Annotated in this window: 1 protein-coding gene; it reads left to right on the top strand. The window is 53.4% G+C overall.

Annotated features, from left to right (window positions below):
- The coding region (locus GWG06_RS30385; RefSeq protein ID WP_160718180.1) for an AMP-binding protein at positions 1-566 on the top strand (566 nt) is incomplete at both ends.

Raw genomic sequence — 566 nt, forward strand, 5'->3', positions numbered from 1 at the left:
CACCGCAACGTAGTCAGCCTGCTGTTTCCCGATAAAGCATTATTTGATTTTCATGAAGGGGATGTCTGGACGATGTTCCATTCCTATTGCTTCGATTTTTCCGTATGGGAGATGTACGGAGCATTGTTATACGGCGGCAGACTGGTACTGGTGGACACGGACATCGTGCGGGATACGCCGCAGTTTCTGGACCTGCTGGAACGCGAAGGCGTAACGGTGCTGAATCAGACGCCATCGGCATTTTATAACCTGTCAGAGGCCGATGTACGGCGGCAGGCGCAGAGCGTGCGGTATGTGATCTTCGGGGGCGAAGCATTGTCTCCGGTGAAGCTGCAATCCTGGAAGCAGCAATATGAGAACTGCCGTCTGATCAACATGTACGGTATCACCGAAACCACGGTGCATGTTACCTTCAAGGAATTATCTTTAGAAGATTTAGCCTACAGTACAAGTAATATCGGGCGCACCATTCCGACGCTGTACAGCTATGTGCTGGACAGTTACGGTCAGCTGCTGCCAGCCGGCGCGGCCGGAGAACTGTACGTAGGCGGCGCTGGCGTATGCCG

Source organism: Chitinophaga solisilvae, assembly GCF_009928525.1.
Classification (GTDB): Bacteria; Bacteroidota; Bacteroidia; order Chitinophagales; family Chitinophagaceae; genus Chitinophaga; species Chitinophaga solisilvae.